Origin of the sequence: Massilia sp. Root335 (genome assembly GCF_001425685.1) — a bacterium.
GTDB classification, from domain to species: Bacteria; Pseudomonadota; Gammaproteobacteria; order Burkholderiales; family Burkholderiaceae_D; genus Telluria; species Telluria luteola.
In genome coordinates this window covers 1-7491 of record NZ_LMCY01000013.1, presented here as the reverse complement: position 1 = coordinate 7491, position 7491 = coordinate 1, and the positions used below count along the sequence as shown (strand labels likewise).

Below are 7491 nucleotides of genomic sequence, written 5' to 3'. Positions count from 1 at the left end.
ATCTCGGTGCGGCGGCCGCACCCGGCGCCCGCCGTCAACGCACCGGTCGCCGGGGCGCCCGCGCTGCCGGTGGCGCACCAGGACGCCCATCCGGCGGCCTGCGCGATCCCGGCCGGGGAGGCCCAGGCCTGCGAGGCCCTCGGCGCGAAGAACGACGAGTTGCGGTCCCGCCTCGGCCAGGTCGAGGACCGGATGAAGAAATTGCAGGCGTCGCTGGGCGTTTCCGGCACAGCCCAGCCGCCGGCGGGGCCGGACACCAGAACGGCGCCGGCCAAGGTAGCCGCCGCCGCTGCAGGCCCGGTCGCGGCAGCCCNAGCCCCAGCCGCGGCAGCCCCAGCCCCAGCCGCGGCAGCCCCAGCCCCAGCCGCGGCAGCCCCCGCCGCCACAGACCCGGCCGCAGCTGCGCCCGCCACGGACGCCGCCGTTGCCGCCGCGCACGAACAGCCGAAGCCCGTCGTGCCGGCCGGCCCGCGCCCCATCCATTCGATCAAACCGCTCGTGCCGCACAAGCCCAAGGCTCCGCCTCCGGACGCGGGCTTGCCGTGGGGCTGGATCGGCGCCGCCATCGGCGTGCTCGTATTGGCACTGGGCGGGGCGGGCGCCTTCGTCGTCGTGCGCCGGCACAAGGCGGGCGGTGCTGCGGCGCCCGGCCTGTTCGGCAAGCTCAAGGCACGCTTTGCCGCCCGCACCCGGACGCCGCAGGCAGAGGCGCCGGAGCGCCGGACGACCGAGCCCGCCGAGCCGACGCTCGAGTAAACCGGCTCGTGTTCAAAATCTTCGCGCGAGTCGTCTACACAAGTCCGAATTTTGCGTTATACTGCGTTTCGATGATGTTTTGATCACAGATCAGAAGATCATAAAAACGGCTCAGGGTCCGCCGCAGCCACCACCGATTGCGTGGCGCGGGGTTGGACGGTCGCTGACGAAGCGCCTGAGTCCGGAAGCGGTTCGCCTGCCGACAGTGGCAGGTGGACGCCGGAGGCAACCGGCAAGAGGCGACGCCAGGGGATGCCTGGTGCTCGCTCTCCCCAATTCCGGCCCGCGCAGACGACCGACGTCGCTGCGCGGGTTTTTCGTTTGGCGGACACGTTGCGCAATGCGTTGGCCCCATGCCCGGCTGATCGCTACCATGGCGTGTCACCCGATCGGGCGTGCCGTTGCCCGTCGAGAAAGCAAAAAGCCCCTTGGACCGTGTCGAAGGGGCTTCGGGGCGGGAGGCGGGTGGATCAGTGGGCCGGGCTCAGGGCGCGGTCCAGCTGGCCCATCCAGGGCTCGGTGATGTCGCGCACGGCGCGGTCGTTGGCCATGATCTGCTTGAGCAGGTCGATCTTGCGCTTGCGCTCGACGCCGGCCAACGGCGGCACGCCGCTTTTCGCCGCGCTGGCTTGCAGGGCGCACTGGGTTTCCAGGCGGGCCAGTCCGTCCCAATCCCCATCGCGCGCCGCCACGGCCATGCGGCTGCTCAGTGCGGCGATGTTTTCATACATTGCGAGGACTTCGTTGGACGTCATGACTGCGCTCCACTATCGGGACAACCACCGGCCGGATTACCGGTTGTCTGTCTTTTACGGCAGCGTTTTGGAGAACTTTAGGGTTTTCGAAAGATTTTTTTGAAATTTTTTTTGGGACGGCGCGTTATAGTGCTCGCCGGCGCGTGTCGGTCCGCCGCGACGCGCCAACGAGACCAATGAACTCTAGAAAAGGGACACCATGAACATCAGCTGGACGCCGATCAAGACCGCCATCGTTCTCGCGTTGTGCGGCACTGTGCTCGTTACCACGGGCGCGGGTGCATCCGGGCAGACCCCGCCCGCGGCCGCAGGGGCCGGGACCACCGCCGGGACCGCCCAGGCCGCCCTGCGGCCGGGCGACGATTTCTTTACCTGGGCCAACAAGGACTGGCTCGCCAAGACCGCCATCCCCGAGGACCGCAGCCGCTGGGGCGCGATGGACAACCTGGCGGAAGACACCAACCAGCGCATCGTCAAGCTGATCGAAGGCGTGAGCGACGATAAAAAGGCCGGTCCGGAGGCGCGCAAGGTCGCCGACTACTACGACGCCTACATGGACGAGGCCGCAATCGAGGCGCGCGGCGCGGCGCCCCTGAAGCCGGCGCTGGCGCAGATCGCCGCCATCAAGGACAAGGCCGGCCTCGTGCGCGCGCTGGGGGCGTCCGTGCGCGCGGACGTCGATCCGCTGAACAATACGCACTTTGCCACCGAAAATATCTTCGGCCTGTGGGTGGCGCCCGGCCTGCACGACCCGGCGCACAACTGGCCTTATCTGCTGCAGGGCGGCCTGGGCATGCCGGATCGCGCCTATTATCTGGACAACAACGAACGCATGGCCGGCCTGCGCGCGCAGTACCAGAAGCATATTGCCGCGATGCTGAAACTGGCCGGCTACGCCACGACGGATGCGGACGCCGACGCGCGCGCCGCGAAGATCTTCGCGCTCGAGGTCGACATCGCCAACGCCCACGGCACCCGCGCCGATTCCGCCGACGTGCTGAAAGCCGACAATACGTGGACCCGCAAGGATTTCGCCGCCCACGCCCCGGGCCTGGACTGGGACGCGTTCTTCAAGGCCGCGCGCCTGTCCGACCAGGACAAGTTCACCGTCTGGCACCCGTCCGCCGTGAAAGGCGAGGCGGCGCTCGTCGGCAAGACCGACCTGGCCACGTGGAAGGATTATCTTGCCTTCCACACCATCAACCGCATGGCCAACGTCTTGCCCAAGGCGTTCGTGGAGCAGCGTTTCGCGTTCTACGGCAAGGCGCTGTCCGGGACGCCGCAGCAGTCCGCGCGCTGGAAACGGGCGCTGGGCGCGACGAACGAGGCGATGGACGAGGCCGTCGGCAAGCTCTATGTGGCGAAATATTTCCCGGCCGACAACAAGGCGCAGCTGCAGCGGATGGTCGCCAACATCGTGACGGCGTTCGGCAAGCGCATCGACAAGCTCGACTGGATGGCGCCCGCCACCCGCGCCCAGGCCAAGGAAAAACTCAGGACGCTGTACGTGGGCGTCGGTTATCCGGACAAGTGGAAATCGTATGCCGGCCTCAAGGTCGAACCGAAGGATGCGTTCGGCAACGCGCTGCGCGCCGACGCCTTCCACACGGACCAGGAACTCGCGAAGCTGCACGCGAAGCCGGACCGCACGGCGTGGTCGATGCCGCCGCAGCTCGTCAACGCCGTCAACCTGCCGCTGCAGAACGCGCTGAATTTCCCGGCCGCGATCCTGCAGCCGCCGTTCTTCGATCCGAAGGCGCCGGACGCCGTCAACTACGGCGCGATCGGCGCCATCATCGGCCACGAGATCAGCCACAGCTTCGACGACCAGGGTTCCCAGTTCGACGCCCAGGGCCGCCTGCGCGACTGGTGGACGAAGCAGGACATGGAGCACTTCAAGGCCGCGTCGCACAAGCTCGTCGAGCAGTACAACGCCTATAAACCTTACCCCGACCTCGCCGTCAACGGCCAGCTGACCCTGTCCGAAAACCTGGCCGACCTGGCCGGCCTGGAAGCGTCGTACGACGCCTACCACGCCGCCGCCGGCAAGAATGCGACGGAAGAAACCGACCGCCAGTTCTTCACCGGTTACGCGCAGAGCTGGCGCACGAAGGCGCGCGAGGCGGCCGAGCGGCGCGGCATCCTGACCGACGGCCACGCGCCGCCGCAATACCGCACGGCCACGGTGCGCAACCTGGACGCGTGGTACAAGGCGTTCGACGTGCAGCCGGGCCAGGCGCTGTACCTGCCGCCGGACGAGCGCGTGCGCGTCTGGTAAGCGTCCTTCGGCGGGACGGCTTATGTCCCGCGGGTAAGCTGCGCCGGTCGGCAAGAGGCCCGGACTAGAATGATCCGGGCATCTTTCATCGCGGTTATTGCTTATGAAACAGCACTATCTCGATGTCGACCGGCGCATCGTTCATCACTTCCTGCATATGATCGAAGACGACTACGAAGACATCACCCGCCGCACGCTGCACCATTACGACGACAATGCGCGCCGTTTCTTTGCCGGCACGATCGACCATGACGTCAGCCAGAACATCGAGGCGCTGCTGACGGCCATCGAAGCGCCGGCACCGTACACGATCCTCGACTTCGGCTGCGGCCCCGGCCGCGACCTCAAGACGTTCGCGGCGCGCGGCCACCGCGCCATCGGCCTGGACGGCAGCGAGCAGTTCGTGGCGATGGCGCACGAGTACAGCGGCTGCGAAGTGTGGCACCAGAACTTCATCGACCTGCATCTGCCGGACGGGGTCTTCGACGGCGTGTTCGCCAACGCGTCGCTGTTCCACGTGCCGCGTGACCTGTTGCCGAAAGTGTTGAGCGAGTTGTACGCGACCCTGAAGCCGGGCGGCGTGCTGTTCAGCTCGAATCCGCGCGGCCATAACGAAGAGGGCTGGAACGGGCCGCGCTACGGCAGCTTCCACGATTACCCGGCCTGGGAGCGGTATGTCGTCGCGGCGGGCTTCGTGGCGCTGCGCCATTACTATCGGCCCGAAGGCGTGCCGCGCGACCAGCAGCCCTGGCTGGCCAGCGTCTGGCGCAAGCCGGTTTGATGGTTGTTATCTTCTGTTAGTTTGCGTACAGAATGAAGATCGACATGCAAATATTCTGGATGCATCCCGCTTGCATCGGCAAGCGGTCTTACTCACCAAGGAGGATTCCGACATGAACGACGACCAAATCAAAGGCAAGGCCAAGGACATCGGCGGTAAGGTTCAGGAGGAAGTCGGCAAGGTTGTCGGCAGCAGCGAGCAGCAAGCCAAGGGCCTGTCCAAGCAGGTCGAAGGCAAGGTGCAGGAAAAGGCCGGCGATCTGCGCGACGCGATCGACAAGGGCAATCGCTGATACCCGAATAGCAGGCAAGCAAAAAAACAGCCGCGATCTGCGGCTGTTTTTCATGGAAGCGCGACGTTTATTTCGCTTCGGTCCCGCCCAGGTGCTTCTTGAAGAACGCCTCGATCAAGCCATACACGTGGCGCTGACCCGCACGCGACGAAATGCCATGCTTGGCGCCCGGATACGTCATCAGCTCGAACTGCACGTTGCGGTTGACGAGCGCGTCGATCAGGCGCGTCGAGTTCGTGAACAGCACGTTGTCGTCGGCCATGCCGTGCACCAGCAGCAGCGGCGATTTCAGGCCGTCAAGGTGCGCGAACACGCCGCTGCGCTCGTAGGCGGCGGGGTCCGATTGCGGCGTCGCGCCCACGAATTGCTCCGTGTAGTGGGTGTCGTACAGCGACCAGTCCGTCACCGGCGCCACCGCCACGCCCATCGCGATCTTGCTTGAGCCGGCTTCCAGCAGGCGCAGGGTCATGAAGCCGCCATAGCTCCAGCCGAACACGCCCACGCGCTTCGGGTCGACGAAGCTTTGCTGGGCGAGCCAGTCGATGCCCGTCAGCTGGTCCTCGACTTCGTGCGCGCCGAGGTTGCCGTAGATGACGTCGGTGAAGGCGCGTTCGCGGCGCGACGAGCCGCGGTTGTCCAGCACGAACACGACGAAGCCCTGCTGCGCCATGTACTGGTTGAACAGGCTGCCCCACTGGCGCGTCACGCGCTGCGAGTGCGGGCCGCCGTACGTGAACAGGAAGACCGGGTAGCGCTTGGCCGCATCGAAATGGGCCGGCTTGATCATCGAGTAGTGCAGCGTCTGGCCATCGTGCGCCTGGATGGTCCCGTATTCCGTCGGCAAATGATCCTTCACATAGTTCGCGTACGGGTGGGATGCGTTCAGCTCGTTATGCTCGAGCCACTCGACCATGGCGCCGTCGGCGCGGCGGATCGACACTTGCGGCGGCGTGTCCGGATCGGAGAAGGTGTCGACGAAAATCTTGCCGTTGCGGGCGAACACGTCCTCGTGCCAGCCGTCCTGCTTCGTCAGCCGCACGGGGTGGTTCGCATTGCTGCCGTCCAGGTTCAGCGCGTACGCCTGCTTGTCGATGACGGCGTCCTTGTTCGACGCGATATAGACCTTGCCGGCCTGTTCGTCGACGGCGAGGATGTTGTCGACGCCCCATTCGCCGCTCGAGATCGGGTGCAGCAGCTTGCCGGACATGTCGTACAAGTACAGATGCTTGCGGCCGCTGCGCTCGGACGCCCAGATGAACGCATTCCTGTGACTGAGGAAACGCAGGTCGTCGTGGATGCTGACCCAGGTCTTCGACGTTTCGCTCAAGAGCGGGCGCTGGGCCAGCGTGGCGGCGTCGACGGCGACGAGGTCGAGGCGCTTCTGGTCGCGCGACTGGCGCTGGTAGATGAGCATCCTGCCGTCCGCGCTCCAGTCGGCGCGCACGAGGTAGATATCCTTCTCGGGGCCGAGGTCGACCTGCTTCTGCGCGCCCGTCGCCGGGTTCACGATCATCAGGTCGATGAGCACGTTCTTCGCGCCCGCGGCGGGGTAGCGCTGGTCGATGACTTCGGTGCGGTCGGCGAAGATCTCGAAGCGGCGCGCGACGGGCACCTGGGCCTCGTCGTAGCGGCGGTAGGCGATGGCGGAATCGTCCGGCGCCCAGTAATAGCCCGTCTGCTGGTCCATCTCTTCCTGCGCGACGAATTCCGCTTCGCCGTTGTGGACGGTGCCCTTGCCGTCCGTCGTCAGCTGGCGCTCCTGGCCTGTCGCCAGGTCGATGACGAACAGGTTCTGGTCGCGCACGTACGAGACGTAGCGGCCTTTCGGCGAAATCTTCGGGTCGCCGACGTTGCCCGACGCGACCTTGCGCGCGGCATCCGGCTTGTTAACATCGACGAGGTACAGGTCGCCCGCGATCGGGACCAGCAACTGCTTGCCGTCCGGCGACCAGCTATAGCTCAGGATGCCGGACAGGCTGGCCGTGCGGGCGCGCTCGCGCCGCGCCTTCTCTTCCAGCGACAGGTTTTCGTTCGGGACCAGTTGCTTGGAGTCGACCAGGCGGTGCGTGGTCTTGTCCTTCATGTTGAATTCCCACAGGTCCAGCTGGAACTGGTTGTCGGCGCGTCCGCGCAGGAAGGTCACGCGTTCGCCGTCGGGCGAGACGCGCAGGCTGCGGACGCCTGGACCGGACAACGCCGGGTCGGCGTGGATACGGTCCAGCGTCAGCCGTTCCGCATGTGCGGGAACGGCCGACAATGCGGCTAAAAGGCAGAGAAGAGGGCGCATGGAATCTCTTGGGTAAAGAATGGGGAAATTTATTTTCTGCAACGGCGGAACGATACCAGAGTCGATCCGGAAAAGCTGCAAATACGTCCCCGCGCCACGCCCGCGCGAAGCGATGGCGAATTGTCAAAGATGGATGGATCGTAATGTTTGCATTCGATGCCATCGCATATGATCTCCTCGTCGGCGCCCCAATGCCGACAATAGGATGAAACTCTCTCCTAGGGTTATGCCGATGGATTCCCCGTCCATCGGCTTTTTTTTGCCCGAAAGATTGTGCCAAAAACCGGGCTCTGACCCTAATGCCGTTAAGTTAAGCGGCAAGTTCAGCAACGATCGCTTGTA

Annotated in this window: 5 protein-coding genes; 3 read left to right on the top strand and 2 right to left on the bottom strand. The window is 65.4% G+C overall.

Translation table 11 applies throughout. The features are described 5' to 3' along the window. Positions 1-1226: 1226 nt before the first annotated feature. Positions 1227-1511 (bottom strand): flagellar protein FliT, encoded by a 285-nt coding sequence (locus ASC93_RS09845; protein WP_056440590.1) that lies wholly within the window; start codon positions 1509-1511, stop codon positions 1227-1229. 199 nt (positions 1512-1710) lie between these two features. On the opposite strand from ASC93_RS09845, the gene ASC93_RS09840 reads away from it, so the two are divergent. The 3 genes from ASC93_RS09840 to ASC93_RS09830 all read left to right on the top strand — a co-directional run bounded on the left by ASC93_RS09840 (position 1711) and on the right by ASC93_RS09830 (position 4862). After that, positions 1711-3789, top strand: coding sequence for a M13 family metallopeptidase (locus tag ASC93_RS09840; RefSeq protein ID WP_056440588.1), 2079 nt, complete (start codon positions 1711-1713; stop codon positions 3787-3789). Positions 3790-3946: 157 nt separating this feature from the next. Next, positions 3947-4570, top strand: a complete 624-nt coding sequence (locus tag ASC93_RS09835) for a bifunctional 2-polyprenyl-6-hydroxyphenol methylase/3-demethylubiquinol 3-O-methyltransferase UbiG (RefSeq protein WP_056440688.1) — start codon at positions 3947-3949, stop codon at positions 4568-4570. 112 nt (positions 4571-4682) lie between these two features. Further along, a complete protein-coding gene (locus tag ASC93_RS09830) occupies positions 4683-4862 on the top strand; it encodes a CsbD family protein (protein ID WP_056440586.1) in 180 nt (59 codons plus the stop codon). A 67-nt stretch (positions 4863-4929) separates the two neighbouring features. On the opposite strand, the gene ASC93_RS09825 is transcribed toward ASC93_RS09830, so the two are convergent. Next, positions 4930-7149, bottom strand: coding sequence for a S9 family peptidase (locus ASC93_RS09825; protein WP_056440583.1), 2220 nt, complete (start codon positions 7147-7149; stop codon positions 4930-4932). Positions 7150-7491 lie beyond the last annotated feature (342 nt).